This is a genomic window from Salmonella sp. SAL03688, from assembly GCF_046551895.1.
Lineage (GTDB): Bacteria > Pseudomonadota > Gammaproteobacteria > Enterobacterales > Enterobacteriaceae > Salmonella > Salmonella enterica.
The window spans coordinates 210,924-230,532 of record NZ_JBGDVI010000002.1 but is presented as its reverse complement, the minus strand read 5'-3'; the positions used below and the strand labels follow the sequence as shown (position 1 = coordinate 230,532).

General features: G+C 48.7%; 18 protein-coding genes and 2 pseudogenes. 9 read left to right on the top strand and 11 right to left on the bottom strand.

All coding sequences use genetic code 11. The annotated features are described in order from the left end of the window. Nucleotides 1–11: 11 nt before the first annotated feature. From invA to invF, 4 genes are read right to left on the bottom strand one after another with little or no spacing between them, the layout of a single operon-like run. Entirely contained in the window at nucleotides 12–2,069 is a 2,058-nt protein-coding gene (gene invA, locus ACLJR2_RS02885) for a type III secretion system export apparatus protein InvA (RefSeq protein ID WP_000927218.1), read from the bottom strand. 24 nt (nucleotides 2,070–2,093) lie between these two features. Beyond that, nucleotides 2,094–3,212, bottom strand: coding sequence for a type III secretion system gatekeeper InvE (gene invE / locus ACLJR2_RS02880; protein WP_000612171.1), 1,119 nt, complete (start codon nucleotides 3,210–3,212; stop codon nucleotides 2,094–2,096). After that, complete coding sequence (invG, locus tag ACLJR2_RS02875; protein WP_000848114.1) at nucleotides 3,209–4,897, bottom strand: type III secretion system outer membrane ring protein InvG; 1,689 nt, start codon at nucleotides 4,895–4,897, stop codon at nucleotides 3,209–3,211. The genes invE and invG overlap by 4 nt, the downstream gene beginning before the upstream one ends. Further along, complete coding sequence (invF, locus tag ACLJR2_RS02870) at nucleotides 4,894–5,544, bottom strand: type III secretion system transcriptional activator InvF (RefSeq protein ID WP_023166786.1); 651 nt, start codon at nucleotides 5,542–5,544, stop codon at nucleotides 4,894–4,896. The genes invG and invF overlap by 4 nt, the downstream gene beginning before the upstream one ends. 455 nt (nucleotides 5,545–5,999) lie before the next feature. On the opposite strand from invF, the gene invH reads away from it, so the two are divergent. The 3 genes from invH to ACLJR2_RS02855 all read left to right on the top strand — a co-directional run bounded on the left by invH (nucleotide 6,000) and on the right by ACLJR2_RS02855 (nucleotide 7,656). Further along, nucleotides 6,000–6,443 (top strand): SPI-1 type III secretion system invasion lipoprotein InvH, encoded by a 444-nt coding sequence (gene invH / locus ACLJR2_RS02865; RefSeq protein ID WP_000715096.1) that lies wholly within the window; start codon nucleotides 6,000–6,002, stop codon nucleotides 6,441–6,443. A gap of 431 nt (nucleotides 6,444–6,874) precedes the next feature. Beyond that, nucleotides 6,875–7,324, top strand: a complete 450-nt coding sequence (locus tag ACLJR2_RS02860) for an STM2901 family protein (protein WP_000381608.1) — start codon at nucleotides 6,875–6,877, stop codon at nucleotides 7,322–7,324. Further along, nucleotides 7,309–7,656 (top strand): DUF1493 family protein, encoded by a 348-nt coding sequence (locus ACLJR2_RS02855; protein WP_001555786.1) that lies wholly within the window; start codon nucleotides 7,309–7,311, stop codon nucleotides 7,654–7,656. Before ACLJR2_RS02860 ends, ACLJR2_RS02855 begins: the two co-directional genes overlap by 16 nt. A 272-nt stretch (nucleotides 7,657–7,928) precedes the next feature. Here ACLJR2_RS02855 and ACLJR2_RS02850 read toward each other — a convergent pair whose 3' ends face one another. Next, entirely contained in the window at nucleotides 7,929–8,255 is a 327-nt protein-coding gene (locus ACLJR2_RS02850) for a hypothetical protein (RefSeq protein WP_000393302.1), read from the bottom strand. Nucleotides 8,256–8,495: 240 nt separating this feature from the next. Here ACLJR2_RS02850 and ACLJR2_RS02845 point away from each other — a divergent pair. From ACLJR2_RS02845 to ACLJR2_RS02835, 3 genes and pseudogenes are all read left to right on the top strand, one after another. Further along, nucleotides 8,496–8,674: pseudogene (locus ACLJR2_RS02845) on the top strand (IS3 family transposase); the annotation flags it as partial. 268 nt (nucleotides 8,675–8,942) lie between these two features. Beyond that, nucleotides 8,943–9,233 carry a DUF1778 domain-containing protein gene (locus tag ACLJR2_RS02840; RefSeq protein ID WP_000855694.1) on the top strand — a complete coding sequence of 97 codons (291 nt, stop codon included), beginning with the start codon at nucleotides 8,943–8,945 and terminating at the stop codon, nucleotides 9,231–9,233. Next, nucleotides 9,230–9,757, top strand: coding sequence for a GNAT family N-acetyltransferase (locus tag ACLJR2_RS02835; RefSeq protein WP_000971655.1), 528 nt, complete (start codon nucleotides 9,230–9,232; stop codon nucleotides 9,755–9,757). The genes ACLJR2_RS02840 and ACLJR2_RS02835 overlap by 4 nt, the downstream gene beginning before the upstream one ends. Nucleotides 9,758–9,829: 72 nt before the next feature. On the opposite strand, the pseudogene ACLJR2_RS02830 reads toward ACLJR2_RS02835, so the two are convergent. Further along, a pseudogene (locus ACLJR2_RS02830) lies at nucleotides 9,830–10,044 on the bottom strand (IS5/IS1182 family transposase); the annotation flags it as partial. 337 nt (nucleotides 10,045–10,381) lie between these two features. Between ACLJR2_RS02830 and pphB the strand changes: the two are divergent. Further along, complete coding sequence (gene pphB / locus ACLJR2_RS02825; protein WP_000420451.1) at nucleotides 10,382–11,038, top strand: protein-serine/threonine phosphatase; 657 nt, start codon at nucleotides 10,382–10,384, stop codon at nucleotides 11,036–11,038. A 170-nt stretch (nucleotides 11,039–11,208) separates the two neighbouring features. Here pphB and ACLJR2_RS02820 read toward each other — a convergent pair whose 3' ends face one another. After that, complete coding sequence (locus ACLJR2_RS02820) at nucleotides 11,209–11,730, bottom strand: hypothetical protein (RefSeq protein ID WP_015633084.1); 522 nt, start codon at nucleotides 11,728–11,730, stop codon at nucleotides 11,209–11,211. A 157-nt stretch (nucleotides 11,731–11,887) separates the two neighbouring features. On the opposite strand from ACLJR2_RS02820, the gene mutS reads away from it, so the two are divergent. Beyond that, the gene (gene mutS, locus ACLJR2_RS02815; protein WP_001005816.1) at nucleotides 11,888–14,455 is read left to right on the top strand and encodes a DNA mismatch repair protein MutS; all 2,568 of its coding nucleotides are present in this window, start codon (nucleotides 11,888–11,890) and stop codon (nucleotides 14,453–14,455) included. Nucleotides 14,456–14,510: 55 nt separating this feature from the next. On the opposite strand, the gene ACLJR2_RS02810 is transcribed toward mutS, so the two are convergent. Together ACLJR2_RS02810 and ACLJR2_RS02805 are read right to left on the bottom strand one after the other, a co-directional pair. Further along, nucleotides 14,511–14,891, bottom strand: coding sequence for a DUF4440 domain-containing protein (locus tag ACLJR2_RS02810; RefSeq protein WP_001070475.1), 381 nt, complete (start codon nucleotides 14,889–14,891; stop codon nucleotides 14,511–14,513). Continuing rightward, a complete protein-coding gene (locus ACLJR2_RS02805; protein ID WP_000222399.1) occupies nucleotides 14,888–16,096 on the bottom strand; it encodes an MFS transporter in 1,209 nt (402 codons plus the stop codon). The genes ACLJR2_RS02810 and ACLJR2_RS02805 overlap by 4 nt, the downstream gene beginning before the upstream one ends. 87 nt (nucleotides 16,097–16,183) lie before the next feature. Between ACLJR2_RS02805 and ACLJR2_RS02800 the strand changes: the two genes are divergently transcribed. After that, nucleotides 16,184–17,116: a LysR family transcriptional regulator gene (locus ACLJR2_RS02800; protein WP_000216322.1), complete on the top strand. Its 933-nt coding sequence runs from the start codon at nucleotides 16,184–16,186 to the stop codon at nucleotides 17,114–17,116. 41 nt (nucleotides 17,117–17,157) lie between these two features. Here ACLJR2_RS02800 and ACLJR2_RS02795 read toward each other — a convergent pair whose 3' ends face one another. Both ACLJR2_RS02795 and denD read right to left on the bottom strand, forming a co-directional pair. Next, a complete protein-coding gene (locus ACLJR2_RS02795; RefSeq protein ID WP_000202725.1) occupies nucleotides 17,158–18,654 on the bottom strand; it encodes a GntP family permease in 1,497 nt (498 codons plus the stop codon). After that, nucleotides 18,651–19,601 (bottom strand): D-erythronate dehydrogenase, encoded by a 951-nt coding sequence (denD, locus tag ACLJR2_RS02790; protein WP_001165725.1) that lies wholly within the window; start codon nucleotides 19,599–19,601, stop codon nucleotides 18,651–18,653. Before denD ends, ACLJR2_RS02795 begins: the two co-directional genes overlap by 4 nt. Nucleotides 19,602–19,609: the final 8 nt, after the last annotated feature.

Genomic DNA, 19,609 nt, shown 5'->3' with positions numbered 1-19,609 from the left:
TAATTAAGCCCTTATATTGTTTTTATAACATTCACTGACTTGCTATCTGCTATCTCACCGAAAGATAAAACCTCCAGATCCGGAAAACGACCTTCAATCATTTTCTTAATAAATCGACGGACATCGACAGACGTAAGGAGGACAAGATCTTTATGTGCAATCAATAAATCATCCAACTTAAGTGTAATGAGATCCATCAAATTAGCGGAGGCTTCCGGGTCAAGGCTGAGGAAGGTACTGCCAGAGGTCTGACGGATCCCTTTGCGAATAACATCCTCAACTTCAGCAGATACCATTACTGCTCGTAATTCGCCGCCATTGGCGAATTTATGACAAATATAACGCGCCATTGCTCCACGAATATGCTCCACAAGGTTAATGACATCTTTTTCTCTTGGCGCCCACAATGCGAGCGCTTCCATAATTAATTTCATATTACGCACGGAAACACGTTCGCTTAACAAACGCTGCAAAACTTCAGATATACGTTGTACCGTGGCATGTCTGAGCACTTCTTTAAGTAAATCAGGAAATTTCGCTTCCAGTTGGTCCAGCATATGTTTTGTTTCCTGAATACCGAAATATTCATTGACGTTGCGCGCCAGCGTCACCGCCAGACAGTGGTAAAGCTCATCAAGCGCGTTCCGCAACACATAGCCAAGCTCCCGGAGTTTCTCCCCCTCTTCATGCGTTACCCAGAAATACTGGCTGCTACCTTGCTGATGGATTGTTGGATTAATGCCAAAGGAAACAACTTCATCGGAATAATTTATCACTCGCATCAAATCAAAATAGACCGTAAATTGTTCAACACGGATCTCATTAATCAACAATACGATGCTGTTATCGTCCAGGCCCTCGCCATCGCGTAACAATACTTCCGGCAGGCGCACGCCATAATCAATAAAGAACTGACTACGTAGACGCTCCGCAAGTTGAGCTTTTTCCAGATCTTCACGCCGGCTCTTCGGCACAAGTAATATCAACGGTACAGTCTCTGTAGAGACTTTATCGAGATCGCCAATCAGTCCTAACGACGACCCTTCTTTTTCCTCAATACTGAGCGGCTGCTCGCCTTTGCTGGTTTTAGGTTTGGCGGCGCTACGTTTTGCTTCACGGAATTTAAAATAGAAGAGTACGCTTAAAACCACCGATAAAATAACAAATACCGGCAGCGGGAATCCCGGAAGAGTTCCCATTGAAATGGTCAAAATAGCCGTAACAACCAATACAAATGGGTTGTTCAACAGCTGCGTCATGATATTCCGCCCCATATTATCGCTATCGCCATTTACGCGAGTCACGATAAAACCGGCACTAATCGCAATCAACAATGCGGGGATCTGGGCGACAAGACCATCACCAATGGTCAGCATGGTATAAGTAGACAGAGCGGAGGACAAATCCATACCATGGCGGGTCATCCCCACCGAAATACCGCCAATAAAGTTCACAAAGATAATAATGATGCCGGCAATAGCGTCACCTTTGATAAACTTCATCGCACCGTCAAAAGAACCGTAAAGCTGGCTTTCCCTTTCCAGTACGCTTCGCCGTTCGCGCGCAGCATCCGCATCAATAATACCGGCCTTCAAATCGGCATCAATACTCATCTGTTTACCGGGCATACCATCCAGAGAAAATCGGGCCGCGACTTCCGCGACGCGTTCTGAACCTTTGGTAATAACGATAAACTGAACCACGGTGACAATAGAGAAGACAACAAAACCCACCGCCAGGCTATCGCCAATAACGAATTGCCCGAACGTGGCGATAATTTCACCGGCATCGGCTTCAATCAAGATAAGACGGCTGGTACTGATCGATAATGCCAGACGAAAGAGCGTGGTAATTAACAGTACCGCAGGAAACGTTGAAAAACTGAGGATTCTGTCAATATAGAACGACCCCATAAACACCAATATCGCCAGTACGATATTCAGTGCGATCAGGAAATCAACCAGATAGGTAGGTAATGGAATGACGAACATAGAAATGATCATCACCATTAGTACCAGAATCAGTAATTCAGGTCGTAAACGAGCACTGTTAAGTAGAGAAAGCAGCACTATAGGTATCCTGTTAATATTAAATTAAGACAGCTTTTCAATAGTACGACGCTGTTCTGCCATTTCATGCTTGTAGGCAATATCGGTCATACTACGTAACGCCATTAACAATTCTTCCTGCCAATATTCTTCATAAAAGAGTGAAGAGGGTATGGCTTTACATACTTGATAAAATATCTGCAAAAAGGATGCATGTTCTTTATGACTAAGCAATAACGCATTCAAACCTATAATATCGGCTAACAGCGAATCCACTTCATGTGGCTGTTGCAATAGCGAAAGCATCAGTAGTAGCCACGACGACTCCTCCGCATTAAACGCTTTGGTAAACGAATACGACAACAATGTACTCACAAACAGTAGGTCAGCGGAGCGCAACATTTTGAGTTGCGTCAGGCGTCGTAAAAGCTGGCCAAACTCCAGGCGCGAACAGCTGGCGTCATTCGCGTCAATATCGGTTAATAGCGAACCCTCGATAAAATCCAGTACCACCAGTCGACGTTGATAGCCATAACTGGCTATCCAGTCAGAGTAAATCTCCACTTCATGTGATTCACTCTGGATAAATTGCCGATAGCTGGCGCGCAATAAGCCTGGTTTTAACGATAATGTTTTCCCAAAAAGCCGGGCCTTCAACGCACAATTAATCCCTGCCTTGAGGGTCTTCGGATCGGTTTGCTCTTCAACGTGCTTAAGTAACGACTCCAGCTTTTTCCGCACGATCTCTTCCAGGTCTTTACGACGAAGCAATTCGCGTAACACAAGGACTAAATCACTGGGGTCAGGAAATAAGCTACGCGCCTGACGTAAAAAATCTTCTAACGCGCCGCCATGTACGCTAATTAGCTTTAATATTTGCTTCGCCTTCGGTAAAGCCTCATCCTCCAGCACGCGTTCAAAACTGTTAGATAAATTACTGGATTTTTTTTCATAATCGCGACGGTTACGAAATTGCGCCAGCGCCGCTGACATTTCGTCCGTCGACTGGACAAATTTTTGTACTTCCGCCCCTGGAGACGAATCCTCTGCGGCCTGTTGTATTTCCGCCTGTTGCGCATCAGTATGCTGGGTCGCATCCTGATGAGATGTCTGCCGGGACAATATTCTGGAAAATGAAATACCAGAGGTTGAGCCAGGAATCATTTAATTACCTCCTGACCTCTATCCAGATAAACACGAACCCATTTCTGTAACTTATCGTCCCCACTCCAGGCACCGCTTTGCTTCAGAATATTGTTTACCGATTCGCTGGCATCCGGCGTTAACGGGTCGACAATTTCTTTTGGTTCAATCATGAATACACGAACAACATTACTTTTATTCTTACTGGAATAACGGAACAGGCTACCAATAAGCGGTAATTTGCCTAAAAACGGAATACTTTGGACAGTATCGGTATTTGCATCCCGTGTATAACCCCCGACCAGCAAACTTTTTCCGTGCGGCACTCTCGCAATAGTGCTAATTAACGTTCGCCCGACTTCGGGTAACGCATCTACGGAGGTGGTAGTATCGGATTGCGGCGTCTTATCGTTGCCATCTTCAATGTCCAGCGACATTTCTATCTGACCATCTGCGGAAAAACGGGGCAGCACTCGGATCATTGTTCCGTATGTTACATGCTCAAGCGCCACATTACGTTCCCCAATCAGCTTGGTGTAAAACGTTCTGTTGTTATCAAAAATAGCGGGAACATTTTCCTGAGTCAGTAATACCGGGCGTGAAACCACCGTCGCCTGTTTCTTCTCTTCTAACGCATTGACCGCGGCGATGAATCGACTGCCATCGAGGGTACTTATTGAAGACTGGTTTAATGACACGCCAAGTTTGTCCCCAATAGTTATGCTGCCGCTCCATGAAGTGCCCAAACGCTCCAGATCGCTTTTATTAAGATCGACAATCCACAGGGATAATTCTACGTGACGTTTGGCGACATCCAGCGCTTTAACCAGCATTTCGATAAAATGCACCTGCTCAGCCGTTCCCTTTACTAACAAACTGTTGGTATCCGGATAGGCCACGATTTTAATATTGCCCGCCGCGGCATTTTGCTTTAAAGCTTCCTGCAGACTCATGCCACCGGCATAATTTGCTGCTTTACCTTTTTCTCCATTCGCTGAAAACGCTGGCATCGCCGGGGGTTCGCTACTGACAATATTACCTAAGGGTTGCTCTTCTCCCTGCAATAACCTTTCAATGGCCGTAGCAATACCGGGAATAACCATTTTCTGATCGCGCAGATTGTAGGTACGATCGCCCACGAAGGTATTGTTCAGACGCATCACCCCTATTTTCTGGCGTCCCAGCTCAATACCATCGTTTTGCTTGTCCATCATGGTGGCGGCGTTGACCACCATATCAACATAGACGGGTGGCCCTGAAACATAGAATGTTCCTTTACGGTTATCGCCACGTAGCGGGTAATTTTTGTTATATAAACCTGAGCGTTTTAGAAAATTGTTGAACTCATTGAGTGAGACGTTGCGTAAAGAAACCACGGCATTGCGCATTTCACTGGCGTCATAAATATAGATAGCCTGCCCATCGAAATACCAAATCAGCCCCAGTTGTAGGGAAAGCTTCTCCAGTAATGCGTTAGGATCGTGAAACTCAAAGTTGCCCGTAATTTTTTTTCGTGCCGCCATTTTGCTAACAATGACAGGCTCCTTTAGCTGTAGCGCCATGGCATCGAAAAATGTCCGCAGGCTATCGTCTTTCGCAACAAACCCACTTCCCGTTACAGGTATTTTTTCACTAGAATAACCAGGTGTAACCAGAACAAGCGCGGCACATGCCAGCACTCTGGCCAAAAGAATATGTGTCTTCATTTGTCTGCCAATTGAATAATATTTGATAATTTCCGCGGCGAAACGCCGATCAGCTCTTTGATCTCACTAGAAAAATGTGAAGGCGATGAGTAACCATGATTAACGGCTAATTGGGTGATGTTCTCGTGGCCTTCTACACTATTCAGCAGCGATTGCGCCATACGCCAGTTTCGTAATTCACTCTTCGCTTTTCCGCCCAACGCTCTGCTGCACAAACGACGAAAATGGGTATAAGAAACGCCATAGTCTTCTCCCAGCATTCTCATCGTGTTGCCGCTGGTTGACTGAGCGAGTAAATAGCCAACCAACCAGTAACTCTCGCTTTTTCGTAACAGCGCCAGTACCTTATTGAAGGCCGGAGAAGGCGTAATAATTTGCTGCAAAAACCAGTACTCGCAGCGTTTACGATCTTGCCAAATAGCGCGAAACTCAGGACTCAGCAAAACCCATTTATCGGATTCAGCATATGTCGTGTCCACTAATCCTGCGCCATCGATAAATGCCAGTAATTTGCTGAGTACTTCAATTTTTAACGGTCGAAAAACCACGTCTCCTGATACTGGTGCGACAACGGCCTGCTCGCAAAAAAGCAGCGCGCCTTCCTGAATCAGGCAGTTTTCATTGTGTCGGCTTTCAGAAAATGACATATGCAGCTTTTGCGCGGAACACGTCTGTATAAACCATGCTTCCGGGCTGCGGATTTTCCGCTTCTCTCCTTCTTTAAGTACTTCCTGCGTATTTAGCATAGTTGTCAGCACCAGTTAAAAATCATTTTAATATGTAAACAATACCGGGAGCGGGTGGCAAAATCCTGATGCAATCATTATGAAACTGATGCCACCCGCTAATTAAATTAGCCAACTTGCACAGCACCCGCTGATTTAAAATAGAAAATAAGCTCATAGTATATAAATTCTGGCTTATTGTTCTGCAGCAGCAAAAATTCAGATATTGTCATCGGGATGGAGAATTAATTATTTATATCAGGAGTTTTTTTTGCTAGCATTCCTGAAACGCATTCGCCCCTTATCACTATTGTCAGATAACATTCTGACGGTTGTGTAAAAACATTGCGCCTCATTCTTCTGTAGTTGGAGTTAATATGAAAAAATTTTATAGCTGTCTTCCTGTCTTTTTACTGATCGGCTGTGCCCAGGTGCCCCTCCCTTCCTCCGTGAGCAAACCGGTACAGCAACCTGGCGCTCAGAAAGAGCAACTGGCCAACGCAAATAGTATTGATGAGTGTCAGTCTCTTCCGTATGTGCCGTCAGACCTTGCGAAGAATAAATCATTATCAAACCAGAACGCTGATAATTCCGCATCAAAAAATAGCGCAATCAGCTCAAGCATTTTTTGCGAAAAATATAAACAAACCAAAGAGCAGGCGCTCACCTTCTTCCAGGAACATCCACAATACATGCGTTCGAAAGAAGATGAAGAGCAACTCATGACCGAATTTAAAAAAGTTTTGCTTGAACCCGGAAGTAAGAATTTAAGCATATATCAGACGTTACTTGCTGCCCATGAAAGACTGCAAGCCTTATAAGGCCATATCACCGTTGGCTGAACTCATCATGATATAATTAAGACCATATTTTGCATTGCCACTTAATATCAATATAATTATTATAGCTATGGTCACTTTTACGGTTGGCCATTTGTCTCTTACGTTGCATTTATCAATATGCTTTTTGATACAGCAGCACCTCGCTGCTGCTTTTTTTATTTGTGATAAAGAACTGCCTCCCAAACTCGGGAAAATAGCCGAAACTTATACTGACAAACTATCGTCTCGTATATCGCGATAAACTGACATCCCCCTCTTGCCCCACATGTTGGCATTCTTACGATACCCCATCCACTTTTCGCGGATAACGTTCTTTTTACCCATGACAACGTATTGACTACCAGGCTAGTATAGCGGCAGAAACGTCCCGATGCCTGGAATGAATGGCAAACAGTCTATAAGGTGATTGAATGGATACGACAGAAGAACTAAACGGAACCTACTTCTACCACGGACAATTGAACCTGTCAGCAGGTGAGCTATTTGATGTAATTTTCCTTGAGCAATTTTGTGATGAACCTGGGATTGGCATTGAGTCAGGTGCTGCTATCCTCGCCGGGCAACCGTGGTTAAAAACCAGAACGAAACCGGGAGAGGCAATTAAAGGGACAAGTGTTATCTCCAGGTATGGGAGAATGCTTTTACGAAATGCACGAACTCCTTTTGGTATTAGAGTTCCTACACCCGTTGGTATAAGAATGCGAAAAACAAATAATCTTGCCGCAGTCATAGCACGATATGTTCCATGGTTAGGTTGGGTTGGTCTTGTGAATTCAATTTACCAGGTATCAAGGAGAACTCAGGCAAAATACAACCTAATAGCACGCCCTAAAGATCGTATACAATGGACATCCTTTTGATGGACACAATTCAGCAAGAGGTGTTAGCACTCTTCCGTGAAGAGATTCCCGGATATTTAGACAGCAATTGGAAAGAAATCCCTTTAGAACTTGATTCTGATTTATTTGAAGCTCCAGGCGATGACCTGCATGAAGCTTTGGATAAATTTGAAAAAAAATTTAATGTAGATTTATCACAAGTTAAATGGTCGTGTTATTTTCCCTGGGAGAATACTCCACTGCTTACACGATGGTTTAAATTAAAACGGGAAGATGTAGAACGAACTCGTACACCTTTAACAATCAGAATGTTTTCTGAGTCAGCGAAAGCTGGGAAATGGCTTTATGATTAGTGAAAAATATGTCGAATTAATCAGGAGTTAATTACTATGAATTTTGTTAATCGGTTAAAATTAAAAGTAGTAAATTTCATATGCTTTTCAAATTAAAATAATTTGTTGTATCTACCTTTCGACCACCAGTAACTTTGACGCCATCCGTTTAAAATTGACCATTTTGTTCTGGTGTATATCGCGAGTAGACATTTCTGAGTGTGTTTGACTATCCACTCTTTTTTAGCCTGCGTGTATGGCGGCGACAATGCTGTTACATAGGTACCAGTATATTACCAAATTGATTCTGCCAGATATCCCGCCTCACGTAGAGCATTCATAATTTTATTCGCTAATTCATACTGATATTCATACGAGGTATTCTCCATGGAAAATACCGTTAATTCATATTTATAATACAGCCAACCATCATTCTCATTTATCAACTTAGGATTACAGTCATAATTTCTTTCTATTGTAATCATTGTATTTTCGTATCTTAAATATAATAAGTTCACTTTTATTATGTCTGGAATCCCTTGGGATAAAAAATCAATTAACTCATATTTATCCAGATCAGACTCAACAACGATTGTGAATTCAGAGTTAACTTCTTCCATTATGGAACCTCAATATATGGGCCTCTATTAAACGGTGATGATTCTTTCATTACCGATACCTGTATTTTTGTTACATCATCCGGATGAAAGCGTAGGATATACATCCTCCCATATGCCACCTTCATCACCAGGGCCTAATGCACGCCGTTGAGCCTTTGTTGATTTTTAACCATCTGATCTTACCCAGCAATAGTGGACACGCAACTAAGTGAGTAAACGCTCAAGCAAGAGGTGACTCACATGACAAAACCAGCATCAACCACCAATAAGCCACGCAAGCAGCACACGCCTGAAAGCCCTGAAACTGGCGGAACGCATTGGGGTGGCCGCTGCCACCCGCGAGCTTAACCTGTATAAATCACAGATCTACAGCTGGCGAAACTCAGATCTCTTCTTCTGAACGTGAGCAGGAGATGTCCGCCGCTTAGGGTTGTGTCCATACTACGCGGGTAGGATCAATCAAGCAGTTACGGCAAAAAGAGAATCATGAATATATTTAGCAAACTCCCTGATGATACGTAATCAGTGAGATTAAAGTAATGCAATCGCGATAAACCGAAGTTAATCCCCTGTTTAAAGACAGTGAACGACCTTCTTGCCATGCCTGGACTATATCAGCCTCATATGTACGCCTTGAAAGCGTACATATATGTATTATAATTGTACATATTGTTCATAAACAGGAGGATGAAAACCATGCCTCAGATAGCTATAGAATCTAACGAAAGGCTGTCGTTGCGTGTATCGACGGATGCCAAAAAGTTGATAGTCCGCGCTGCGGCAATCCAGCAAACCAACCTGACGGATTTTGTGGTCAGTAACGTACTACCTGTCGCACAGAAGATTGTTGATGCCGCCGAACGGGTATATCTGACGGAGCGCGATACTCAAATGATCATGGAAATTTTAGATAACCCGCCAGCGCCGAATGAAAAGCTTCTTGCCGCTGCTTTCGCCCTGCCGGACATGAAGAAATGATGTTTACAGACTGGCATGAGGCCGCGATAGGGAAAACCCACAATCGAATGAATTTTGATTGTGGGGATGCCGATCTGAACCAATTCCTGCAACGCCATGCACGACAAAATCATGAGAAAGGGACAACGAAAACCTATGTTGCACTTGATAATTCGGATGTTACACGTATCCACGGCTTTTACTCAGTCAGTCCTGCATCACTGATATATGCACAGGTTCCCGGCGCAATCAGCAAAGGATTAGGGAGATACGATGTGCCAGTGTTTCGTCTGGGTCGTTTAGCCGTAGACAAATCTATGCAGGGGCAAGGGCTGGGAGCACAACTTTTGTTATCTGCCGGAAAGCGTTGCATACAGGCGGCTTTGCAGGTCGGTGGCGTAGCCCTGCTTATTGATGCCAAAAATAAACAGGTCTGCGACTGGTACAAAGGATTTGGCGCAGTACCATTAAACGATCAACCCCTTTCCTTGTTGCTGTCGTTTAAAACGCTTTATGCTGCTTTATCTGCATCTGGTAGGTTATGACAACATGAGGCTTTGTTGAATAATTCAGAATCGGCCAACGATAAGGATACAGGACTCCCACCGGAGCACTCGTTATACGAGCCTGACGCTGGTCGGCATTGCCAACAACGTCATCCGGTTCAGAGCTTTGACCATCGCCATCGCTTCACCCACCTGCGCGTCATAGTTCCGCAGGCTCAGATGGCCGCCCAGCAAGGTTTTGATACGGAACATCGCTGTTTCCACTACTGAACGACGGTGATAGCCCACTTTATTTTCCAGACCTCATTGCTGCCGCTCAGATGTTGATTTTAAACTTTTGCTTTGCCATGGGAACCCGATGCTGAAACGACAGTAACGATCAGATCCGCCAATCTCTTTATTCAACAAAGCCCCTTCGGGATAGAGCTTCCGCTGAGCGGGAAAGTATGCCTTTGCAATTAATCAGTAAAGTGTTGCGCGAGAAATAGTGCATCTTTCAAGCACATCGTCTACTTTAATTAACCGATTCATAAAATATATATTACCTGTTCATTTCTAGCTTGTAGATTATTTTAATAACTGTGTATTTTAAAGAATAAAAATTAATATTACTCTACTTTTTTGTTATAATACCAGACTCCAAAATTGTGCTATAGGAACATCATGGAATTAATTCGTTATGCTGACATCAACAGCGATCTCTATCGCCACATTTGGGTCGTTGGTGATATTCATGGATGTTACTCCTTATTGTTAACCAGACTGGCTCAATTAAATTTCTCTCCTGATACCGATCTCTTGATCTCCACTGGAGATAACATTGATCGAGGAAAAGAAAACCTTGAAACACTGAGACTGTTAAATGCCTCATGGTTTATTTCTGTAGTGGGTAATCATGAAGCTATGGCGCTTGACGCTTTTGAAACACAGGATGGCAATTTCTGGTATGTAAACGGTGGTTACTGGTACGACTCGGTCACCGAAAAAGACAGGCAAGAAGCCACTGAGCTATTACTAACTTTTAAGCAGCGTCCTCACATCATAGAGGTTGAAACGTCCTCAAAGAAGTACGTGATTGCCCATGCCGATTATCCAGATGACAGCTACGATTATGGGAAGCAAGTTGATATTGATAGCGTTCTATGGTCACGCGATCGTCTGCTTGGTTCGTTACAGGGGAATATCCATCCAATACGCGGTGCGGATACTTTCATCTTCGGCCATATGATTGTTGACTACACAACAACATTCGCCAATCAAATCTACATTGACACCGGTTCTTTCTGTTCAGGCAATCTGTCTTTTTTTAAAATAAAGTAATCTGGAAATAGAATTATATAATATCAACCCTCCCTGCATTATGGGCAATGATATAGCCTTCAATAAATACCATTGCCCATTCGTAATAGCGTCTAAATTTCGCGTTTTTCTGCCGATTTCATCATTAAGATCGCTGACCAAAAAACGAAGCCGTAATCCGACGCAGGTAGTTACTCGATCGCCTGAGACGAGTAAAGATCGCACATCTCAAGATACCTATCGGAAGAAAGCGCAATAACCGTGGTGGCGAAATGGATCGGCTTGCCTTCATGCAACACAATCTTGATTACAGTCTCGAGTTTGGAAGCATCCGTTTCCCTCTTAATTTTGTTGGGATTTCTCTTTGTTGCGAGCATGGTCTGAACTAATTGCCTGGCTACTTGCCTTGTTTCGTCAATATTTGGAAAATCGAACACATTTCCAACTTTTACTTTCAAGACAGAACTTGGCTTCCTACCCTCACTGACATTACGATCTGACGAGGCTACTCTTCGCTGGATTACGTAGGTTTTTTTCGTCAAACTGGCTTTTACCCCGAAACCAGCAGGAGCTTGTCTGTGGTCATCGAAAACAATGTAGAGTTTTTGAGCTGGGTTAGCTTCGAAAACGATTTTTCCAGAGCGACTGAGTGCAGGCTTAACATTGATACTTAACTTGTTGATAATGAAAGGCTGGCTGAGAGTTGTTTTCAAAGTATCACCCCTGTTGTAGTCCAGGAATGATGAGAATGTAACCTGTCACATTTTAGGCTACAGGTGAGCTACAAATTTATGGGTTTATGTGAGTTTATAAGGGTTTTACCCGGGGCCACATGAGCACTTGAAAGAATAAAAAACGAGTAAAATCAATATGAATGAGTCATTTGATAAGGACTTCTCCAACCACACCCCCATGATGCAGCAGTATCTCAAGCTGAAAGCCCAGCATCCGGAGATCCTGCTCTTTTATCGTATGGGAGACTTTTACGAGCTGTTTTATGACGACGCAAAGCGTGCGTCGCAGTTGCTCGATATTTCGCTGACCAAACGCGGCGCATCGGCTGGCGAACCTATCCCTATGGCGGGTATCCCGCACCACGCCGTAGAAAACTACCTCGCGAAACTGGTCAATCAGGGCGAATCCGTCGCTATTTGCGAACAGATTGGCGATCCGGCCACCAGCAAAGGTCCCGTTGAACGTAAGGTCGTGCGTATCGTTACGCCTGGCACCATCAGCGATGAAGCCCTGTTACAGGAGCGTCAGGATAACCTGCTGGCGGCTATCTGGCAGGATGGTAAAGGCTACGGTTACGCCACGCTGGATATCAGCTCAGGGCGCTTTCGTCTGAGCGAACCCGCCGACCGTGAAACGATGACCGCAGAGCTGCAGCGCACCAATCCCGCCGAACTGTTGTATGCCGAAGATTTTGCTGAAATGGCGTTAATAGAGGGACGCCGGGGTCTGCGCCGTCGCCCGTTGTGGGAGTTTGAGATTGATACCGCCCGCCAGCAGTTAAATCTGCAATTCGGTACGCGGGATCTGGTCGGTTTCGGCGTCGAAAATGCCTCGCGTGGATTATGTGCGGCAGGCTGCCTGTTACAGTACGTAAAAGATACCCAGCGCACCTCCCTGCCGCATATTCGTTCCATTACGATGGAACGCCAGCAGGACAGCATCATTATGGATGCCGCGACCCGCCGCAATCTGGAAATTACCCAAAACCTGGCAGGTGGTGTCGAAAATACCCTCGCCGCGGTGCTTGACTGTACCGTGACGCCAATGGGTAGCCGAATGCTTAAACGCTGGCTGCATATGCCGGTACGAAATACCGACATATTGCGTGAACGCCAGCAGACCATCGGCGCCTTGCAGGACACCGTCAGCGAACTGCAACCGGTGCTGCGTCAGGTCGGCGATTTGGAGCGTATCCTTGCGCGTCTGGCGCTGCGCACCGCGCGTCCGCGCGATCTCGCCCGAATGCGTCACGCCTTCCAGCAGCTGCCGGAATTGCACGCTCAGCTTGAAACCGTTGACTGCGCGCCGGTACAGGCGTTGCGTAAAAAAATGGGCGATTTCGCCGAGCTGCGCGCCCTCCTGGAACGCGCCATTATTGACGCGCCGCCGGTACTGGTCCGCGACGGCGGCGTTATTGCGCCCGGCTACCATGAAGAGCTGGACGAATGGCGCGCGCTGGCGGATGGCGCCACCGATTATCTCGATCGTCTGGAAATTCGCGAACGCGAGCGTACCGGGCTGGATACGCTGAAAGTCGGCTATAACGCGGTACATGGTTATTACATTCAGATTAGCCGTGGTCAAAGCCATCTGGCGCCCATCAATTATGTGCGTCGCCAGACGCTGAAAAATGCCGAACGCTACATTATTCCTGAGCTAAAAGAGTACGAAGATAAAGTTCTGACCTCGAAAGGCAAAGCGCTGGCGCTGGAAAAACAGCTATATGACGAATTGTTTGATCTGCTGTTGCCGCATCTGGCCGATTTACAGCAGAGCGCCAACGCGCTGGCGGAGCTGGATGTGCTGGTTAACCTGGCCGAACGCGCCTGGACGCTGAATTACACCTGCCCGACATTTACCGATAAACCCGGTATCCGTATTACCGAAGGTCGCCACCCGGTGGTTGAACAGGTACTGAATGAGCCGTTTATCGCTAACCCGCTCAATCTGTCGCCGCAGCGCCGGATGTTGATCATTACCGGCCCCAATATGGGCGGTAAAAGTACCTATATGCGGCAAACGGCATTGATCGCCCTGCTGGCCTATATCGGCAGTTACGTTCCGGCGCAAAACGTGGAAATCGGCCCCATCGACCGTATTTTTACCCGCGTCGGCGCAGCGGACGACCTGGCTTCCGGGCGTTCGACCTTTATGGTGGAGATGACCGAAACCGCGAACATTCTGCATAATGCCACGGAAAACAGTCTGGTATTGATGGATGAAATCGGGCGCGGTACCTCCACGTATGACGGGCTGTCGTTGGCCTGGGCCTGCGCGGAGAATCTCGCGAATAAGATTAAAGCGTTAACGCTGTTCGCTACCCACTACTTCGAGCTGACCCAATTACCGGAGAAAATGGAAGGCGTGGCGAACGTCCACCTGGATGCGCTGGAACACGGCGATACTATCGCGTTTATGCACAGCGTGCAGGACGGCGCGGCAAGTAAGAGCTATGGCCTGGCGGTCGCGGCGCTTGCGGGCGTCCCTAAAGAAGTCATCAAACGCGCGCGCCAAAAACTCCGCGAGCTGGAAAGCATCTCGCCCAATGCGGCGGCAACGCAGGTGGACGGCACGCAAATGTCGTTGCTTGCCGCCCCGGAGGAGACATCGCCTGCCGTTGAAGCGCTGGAGAATCTCGATCCGGACTCCCTGACGCCACGCCAGGCGCTGGAGTGGATCTATCGGCTGAAAAGTCTGGTGTAAACGTGTCAGACCCGATAGCGCCGCGCTATCGGGTCTGCGCGCAGGAACAGGCTTTTCAGGCTGTGACTGTTGTTTCGTGTAAATGACGCCAGACTATCCGTCCTCTTTCGCTTTTTAAAATGACCGTCGACCAGCGTACCGTCTCAGCCTGGCCCGGCAGTTGCTGGCGCTCACGATAACGCAGCGCGGCGCCTTCCGGCCACTCCGCCACAAGGTCAATGTGCTCAACCACGATAACCAGCCCCGGGCGACACGCGCGCTGCGCCTGGAAAAAAGCGCCCAGCGCCGGATAATCCAGACAAATACCTCCTGGCGTTATCATCGTAAAATCAACAGCGAAACGCGCTATCAACGCCTCCAGGCTACCCATCCCCTTACTAAGCCAGTTCTCAATCGCCGCATGGGCGTGAATAATTTCTTCTTTATATGGATTCATGATCTTTCCTTTTTCAGGCACAGAAGCGCCTGTCTATTGTTTAGACAGACAGCGTAAATAAGGGGCAGCAGGGTGATACCGGCGGCGGCAATAAAGGTCCAGCGATAAGCAACCTCAAGCGACATAACGCGCTGGAGCGCATTTAACAGCAGCGTCAACAGCGTCGCGCCAAGGAAAAAGCTGATCTGACGATTAAGATTCCATAGCGCGCTGGCGTCAGGCATGTCCCGGCGAGCAATAGTCAGGAAAGCGCCACTCTGCGCGGTACTGCTGCACAAACTGCCGCCAGCGCCCATTAAGGCGAATATCATCATCAGTACACGGTGCGATGTCGCAGGCGTAACGTTAGTTAAAAGCAGTATCCCTGCGGCCTGAAGAAGACAGCCGACGATAATCAGCGGACGCGGCCCAAGCCGATTGAAGTAACGTCCGGTAAGCATAATGGCGACAAATGAAGCGATCGACCAGGGAAGCATCAGCGACCCCGCCGCCGCAGGCGATAGCTGCGCGACGTTCTGTAGATAAAACATCCCGACCACGCTGATACCAATGAACATACCCGGCACACACAGATAGACGATCATGGCAAAACGCAGCAGCCTGTCCGTCAACAACGGCAGATGGAGCAATCTTGCTGACGCCATTGTCGTCGACGCGGCGTTCAGCCAACAATAAGCGAGCAATAAAGTGAGAACGGCCACCGGCAGCGTGGCAAAGAATATCCAGCGCCAGCCGCACGTTTCCACCAGCAGCCCACCAATCGCAGGCGAACATGCCGGCGCCAGTAGCGCCACCATCATGACAACCGATGACACGCCAGCGCGTTCATGCGGTTTAAACTGTTGCCAGGTTAACGCCTGACCAACCGGGATCAATAAGCCACCGCCCGCCCCCTGCACAATACGCCAGAAAACAAGGCTGTGTAATGAATCGGCAAAACCTGCGGCAGCGGCGGCAACGCTAAACAGAATGAGCGAAAATATGATCAGCCGCCGTGCGCCGAGATAACGCGAAAGAAACGCGCTAAACGGAACGATCAGCGTTAATCCTGCGATATAACCGTTACTCACCCATGCCAGCGCCGATATGGACGTATGCAGATCCACGGACATCGCAGGAAAAGCCACGCTGGCAATAAACAGATTAATCAGATCAAGAAAGAAGCCGAGCAGGTAAACCACTGCCACTTTACTGCGATACGTCATTATGCATCCTCCGTCAGAGGCGCTAATGTAGCCGTCCGGAGAAAGCCAGATAAGTCCGCGCTTCAACGATATACTGTCAAAATAATTTTGACAGTAAAGGAGCTCGCCATGCTCAATTTGCAGCGTATGTCGCTGTTTGTCGCCGTGGTAGATAGCGGCAGCTTCACGGCCGCCGCCGCCGCATCGGGCCAAACAAAAGCGGTAGTGAGTTTTAATATTCGGCAGCTTGAAAAAGAGCTTGGCGTAACGTTACTGCTACGTTCCACCCGACGACTGACGCTCACAGACGCCGGCGTCCTCTTTTACCAAAAAGGCGTGAATTTACTCAACGCCGCGAAAAATTTGCAGGATGAAGTGCGTGCCAGCCATAGTGGGCTGGGCGGCGAGTTACGTATTACCACTACGCCCGAGTTTGGCGAACAGGTGGTCATTCCGGTACTGGCGCAGTTTAGTCAGCGCCATCCCAATCTCCGTATTCGGCATATGTCCTCATCACATCATGCCGATTTAATTGCCGAGCGCTTTGATGTGGCGATTCGGCTTGGCTCGCTGGCGGACTCCCGCTATCGCGCCGCGCTGATATCCCGCTTTACCATTCTGCCGGTCGCCGCGCCGCAGTGGCTCGCCCGCCACCCCGTGTCGTCACTGGAGTCGTTGGCCCAGGCGGAATGGATTATTCATGAGCGATTACCTACGCCGCTACGGTGGACAGTAACGAATAATCATGGCCAACACTCACGCCTGGAGATAAGCAAAGCCGGCAAAATTTCTGTCGACAGCGCGCGCTCGCTGATGGCCTTCGCTCTCGCGGGAAGCGGCGTCGCATTACTGCCGCAATGGTTAGTCAACACCGCACTGGAGGATGGAACGTTAATTCACCTGTTACCCGACTATCATTTTCCCCGTCAGGGCATTTATGCCGTTTATCCGGACGCCCGCCATGTATCGACAAAAGTACGCGCATTTATTGATTTTTTACGTTCGCAATGGGATTGCGGGGAGCACGCCCCATCATTGTAGCCAGCCCGGGAGCATTGCGCTCCCGGACGGATAATACCGTCTTAATCCTTAACTACCAGCTTGTCTTTGATCCCCTGCGCCTGCCAACGCACCCACAGCATAATTGCCGCCAGAACGACAATCGGCAGTAACGGATCGAGCCAACTGCCGCCGGAACCGAACAGCAGGTTAATCAGCGCCACGCCGGTGCCGCCAATCGCCCAGGCAATGGTCGTCGGTACAGACCAAACCACCATCTGCTGTTTGACATCAGAGACGCCCATCATGCGGTTAACCACCCAGAACAGGCTATCGTTGAAGTAGCCGAAGAACAGCGACCCCATCGTTGCGGCCTGAGCGGCAAGCAACATATTGATGCCGGGGATCTGCGCCAGGATCGGCGCGGAAATCGAGGCGGCAGTGATCATCGCCACCGTCCCCGATCCCTGAATCAGGCGTACCAACGTCGCCACGATAAACGGGATCAGGATCGGCGAGATCGGCAGGTTGGCAACCTGCTCCGCCAGCTGTTGCCCCGCGCCGCTGTCGCGCAGGATCGCGCCCAACGCGCCGCCAGCGCCCGTGACCAGTAAGATAATCCCGGCGCTTTGCAAGCCCTCTTCCAGACGCTCTGCGGTGGTATGTTTATCCATGCGCGGCACCAGCGTATACACCGCCAGCAGAACGCTGATGGCCAACGCGATCACTGGGCTTCCCACAAAGTTGATTGCCTGTACCACCGGATGCGTCGCCAGGCCGGACCATCCTTCTACAGTGGCGAGGGTGGAACAGATAGCCTTCAGGAAGATCAGCACGATCGGCACCACAATAGGCAGCAGAGAGAGCGTCAGGCTCGGCAGATCCTTTTGCTCTTTCTCTTTATTGTACTGCTCCAGCGCGGCATTGACTTCATCGGCGTTCAGCGTACGCGGCACGAAATCAGGGTAGCGTTTATCCAGCCACTGCGCATAGAACACAATGCCGATCACACAGGGCACCGCCAGCGCCATCCCGGTCAATAACATTGCGCCGATGTCGACGTTAAAAATCCCGGCTACCCCCAGCGGGCCTGGAGTCGGAGGTACCGTATGGTGAGTGACCACCAGCCCGCCCGCCAGCGCGACGCCCAGCGTCAGTAGCGAACGCTTACCGCTTTTCGCCAGCGCTTTCGCCACCGGATAAAGAATGACAAAAGCGGAATCGACGAAAATGGGGATGCTGACAATATAACCCGTGATCGCCAGCGCCCACTCTTCACGGCGTTTCCCCAGCCATTTGATAAAGCTCCAGGCGATACGCTCCGCCGCGCCGGAAACCTCCAGCAAGCGCCCCATCATTACGCCGAGACCAATCACCAGGCCAATGCTGCCCAGCGTCGTACCGAATCCGCTGGTGATGACAGAGAGCGTTTTATCAATGCCCATTCCCCCCAACAGACCGGCGATACAGGCCGCCGCCAGCATCGCGATCAGCGCATGAACACGGGTGCGTAACACCAGCCATACCAGCACGAAAACGGCAACGATCAGGCCGATAATTGGGGTCGGTAAACTTGTCATGACCTCCCCTCCATATCATCTTGTCGAAAGCGTTCAATAATGTCATCGAAGCGTTTATCGGCGACAAAACCTAACGCCAGCGCACGCTGGTTATCGATACGTCCCGGCCAGGAGGCGACAATTTTCTCGACGCCTTCGTCGCGCTGATGCGTAACCCGATCGCGCGCCGCCTGACCGCCCGCCTGACGCAACGTTTCCAGCATCTCGCCCACGGTTACGCTGATCCCGGGTAAGTTGATGCTGCTCGCCTCGCCAGGCGCGGGTAACGTTGCGGCCAGCGACAGGTTATGGATCACCGTCGCCGGGCTGGAAATCCACAGCCGCAAACTTTCCGACACCGGGCAGACGGTCGTCTCGCCCTGCAACGGTTCACAAATAATCGCGCTGACAAAAGAAGAGGCGGCGCGGTTTGGTTTACCCGGGCGAACACAGATCGTCGGCAAACGCAGCGCCAGCCCATCCACATAGCCTTTGCGGGTATAGTCGTTGACCAACAGTTCACAGGCGGCCTTCTGCGCGCCATAAGACGAGCGCGGCGTGAGCGCGGTGGTATCGGTGACGCATTCCGGCAGCGTACCGCCATAAACGGCAAGCGAGCTGGAGAAGACAAAACGAATTTTCTGCGGTTGCCGACGACACGCCTCAAGTAACTGGCGGGTAAGATCCAGGTTAACTTTCCATCCCAGATCGAAATCGTCTTCCGCATGGCTGCTGACAATCGCAGCGAGATGATAAACAACAGAGGTATTAGCGGTAATCACATTCTCCAGCACGCCCGGCTGGGTTAAGTCAGCCTCCAGACAGCGTAAACGAGGGGAATCTGATAACCGTGCAGGCATTTTTAAATCAACAAGAAGCAGTTCGTTAAACGCCAGCGATGAGTTTAATAAGGCGCTTGCGAGTTTCTGGCCTAAAAAGCCGCCCCCGCCGGTAATGATAATCTGCATCCGGATGT